The organism is Nostoc sp. FACHB-888 (assembly GCF_014696655.1).
In the GTDB taxonomy this organism is placed as follows: Bacteria; Cyanobacteriota; Cyanobacteriia; order Cyanobacteriales; family Nostocaceae; genus Nostoc.
Window position 1 is genome coordinate 1 of record NZ_JACJQM010000326.1, and the last position, 3246, is coordinate 3246.

At 49.5% G+C, this 3246-nt stretch carries 3 protein-coding genes; all 3 read right to left on the minus strand.

Annotated elements, in window-relative coordinates:
• Positions 1 to 218 precede the first annotated feature (218 nt).
• Positions 219 to 1130 carry an alpha/beta hydrolase gene (locus H6G26_RS40125; RefSeq protein ID WP_190737529.1) on the minus strand — a complete coding sequence of 304 codons (912 nt, stop codon included), beginning with the start codon at positions 1128 to 1130 and terminating at the stop codon, positions 219 to 221.
• Positions 1131 to 1203: 73 nt separating this feature from the next.
• Positions 1204 to 2172, minus strand: a complete 969-nt coding sequence (locus H6G26_RS40130; RefSeq protein WP_190737531.1) for an SDR family NAD(P)-dependent oxidoreductase — start codon at positions 2170 to 2172, stop codon at positions 1204 to 1206.
• A 267-nt stretch (positions 2173 to 2439) separates the two neighbouring features.
• On the minus strand, positions 2440 to 3195 hold the full coding sequence (locus H6G26_RS40135; RefSeq protein ID WP_190737533.1) for an SDR family oxidoreductase: 756 nt from the start codon (positions 3193 to 3195) through the stop codon (positions 2440 to 2442).
• Positions 3196 to 3246 lie beyond the last annotated feature (51 nt).

Here is a 3246-nt window from a genome sequence, read left to right on the forward strand (position 1 = left end):
CCGTCCTGCTAGAAACGAACCACGAGTCCGTAAACGCCGCCCGAAAGCTTATCCCTTAATGACCAAACCCCGGCATGAATTAAGAAAGCAGTTGCAAACTGTTTAATACACAAGCGTTTCGGCTTTTCTTAGTGCCATTCGGTTCAGGTCATTAGCCAACAACTGGCTGAGATTCAGTTCCTCGACACTGAAGCCTAATTGCTGAATGCTTGATTCGTCTATCGATTTTTGATTGTTTTCAGAAAACCAAGATAATTCGATGCTGCTTCCTGAGCGTTTTCGATCAACAGCAAATGTCCTGCTTTGGGTAATTGAATAATTTGACTCCCTGGAAGACAGCGATGTGAGCGCTCGACATCCCGAATATCATAGATTTTGTCTTCCTGACCCCAAATTGCCAGGGTCGGAACCCGACTGTGAGGCAACTGACAAAGCACATCATCATAAAGATTCACAATGTCCCAAGTCTGTTGATAATCTCGATTACGATTCACATAATCGTTCACTTTCTCTGTTTTGACCTCATCCGGAATCGTAGGAGGAGTCACGAAAAGCAGACTGATTTCTAGATCGAACTGCTCTTTGGTAATCGGAATAAAGGGATTGATGCCCTCAATAATCGATTTCCTGACGCTAGTTGCCCAATTCGTTACGCCTAGCGGTGAACCGATAAAGGCGAGGCTGCGAACTTGGTTGGGATAAAGCTGGCTGTAAAGGGCTGCGATCGTGCCCCCCATCGAGCTACCTGCAACATCAAGGGATTGAATCTTCAGCTGCTCGATAAACTGGTGCAGGAGGGCTACCTGATTCTCTAGTGCATAGTCTTTCACGGTAAATCCAGTACTCTTGGCATAACCGGGTAGATCGGGTGCGATCGCTTGATAGCCTGCTCTAGCCAACTCGCACATCATGCCATTCCACTGCTCTTTCTCGGCAAATAATCCATGCAGCAGTAAAATCGGCTCTCCTGTCCCTGCTCGATTATAGGAAAGCGTTCCACTCCCGATTTGGGTAGAGCGAGTTGCGATGTCACAGGTTGAAGCAGGAGTTGCGCGATTCAGCCAACCAGAGCCAACAAGCACACTGACAACCAGAACGATACTAACTAACCAAAGAATGAACTTTCTCATGAATAGTTTTTCCTGACTATTCCAAATCCCAGGGTAAACGCACCTAAATTTTATTGACAAAAGTCGAAAACCTTTAGGATACAGCGCTGATCAATTCCTCGCTTTTCGCCCAAAGCTGCTTAGCTTTGTTAGAGTCAAGCGCATACGACCTTACGCCGTCGGCAAACGGGTTGGGCGTGTCATTGATCGGCGCAACTGCACAATCTTCGAGATAGTGTCCGCCGATCTCGTCTTTGTCAGCTACGACTGCTGCCCAGACCGATGTCGCGGCTGCCTGCGGGATTTCTTTCAACCCTTTCGGTGGCAGACCCGCTTCGGTGCGCGCTGCGTCAACGGTCTGCAAAAGTCCCTGCAAATCCTCTGGCGAGAAATGGCGGGGCAGGTCCGTGAGACTGTTTCCGGGCATCACCGAAGCAGCCCGAATGCCGCGATCGCGATGCCGCCTGTCAAACTCCACAGCGAACAGGGAATTGGCGGTTTTCGATCGGCTATAGGCGACCCATGGATCGTATGCCTGCTGCTCAAAATTCGGATCATCCAAGTCGATATCGGCACCGCGATGCGCGAGCGACGACAGGACCACCAGCCGTCCATTATCGGCAAGCAGCGGCTCGATTTGATTCATCAGGGCGAAATGACCAAGATGGTTGGTTCCGAACTGGACTTCAAAGCCGTCGATCGTCCGACCAAACGGAGTTGCCATAACGCCAGCGTTAGCGATGATGGCATCGAACGGTTGACCGTCAGCCAACAGTTTATCCGCACAGGCACGAACGCTTTGCAAGGATGCCAGATCGAGATTGATCAACTCCAGGCTGCCACCTCCTTGCGACGCGGCATCACGAACCGATGCAGTGGCTAGCTCAGCTTTAGTGAGGTTCCTGACCGCGCCGACGACGCTAGCGCCGTGAGAGACCAGTGAGCGGGCGGTTTCAAGCCCAATGCCCGACGATGCACCCGTAATGAGAAATCGCTTTCCCTTGAGATTAATGCCGGAAAGCACCTCGTCGGTGGTCGATTTTGCACCAAATTTTTCAGCCATTTCTTTTCCTTTCGTTAATTGTGAGTGTAAAAGTTTTGATCTTTGGCATACCCTACGATCACCGCTCCTAAACCGCGAGAACCACCCGTTACCAGTGCAATGCCTGCAAGTGTTGTCGTCATGATGGACTCCTTTGGATGTATTACTGCTCAATCAAACACTGCGTACTACCGGGATGCCCTTGAGGAACCAACGGCACGGAGAGTGATCGAGCGGATGATGCAGGTCGATCGCTACTTGGTCGCAACGTGTCGCACTGTTGATCGACTACTGCGCTACAAACCCACCATCCACCATCAATGTTTCACCTATTACGAACGATGCCATGTCAGATGATAAAAACAGGACTGCATTTGCAACTTCAAGCGGTGTTCCAACCCGTCCGATTGGGTGAAGTCCTGTTATGTAAGCTTTGGCTTCGTCCTGCCCACCTGTAGCTGCTTCAAACATATCTGTTTCGATAGCTGCTGGTGCAACGACATTGATGCGAATACCCGCTTTGGCATATTGGAGCGCAGCAGCTTTTGTTAAACCGACTACCGCATGTTTACTCGCGGTGTAAAGGGGTACGCTAGGAAGTGCAACTACTCCATTTGCAGATGCCATATTGACGATTGCACCACTTCCCTGTTTCAACATCTGAGCGATTTCATATTTCATCGACAACCAAACGCCTTTGACATTGACGTTCATCATGCGATCGTATTCCGCTTCTGTTTGCTCAATCAATGAGGGATTTTCGCCGACAGTTCCTGCATTATTAAAGGCAATATCTAACCGACCAAAAACGCCAACCGCTTTATCAACCATTGCTTCAACATCGGCTTCTTTCGTGACATCTGCTTGCACAAAAATGGCCTCTCTGCCAGCTTCCTTGATCAATCGAACCGTTTCTTCACCTTCATCCATTCGACGACCCACCACCACCACTTTTGCTTGTTGTTGAGCATAAGCGATCGCAGTTGCACGACCAATGCCCGATGTCCCTCCCGTCACTAAAGCAACCTTGTCTTTAAGCATCATGATAGTTACCTCTTGTTGTGAATGGTTATGTTACTTGCGTCAAAAACTCAA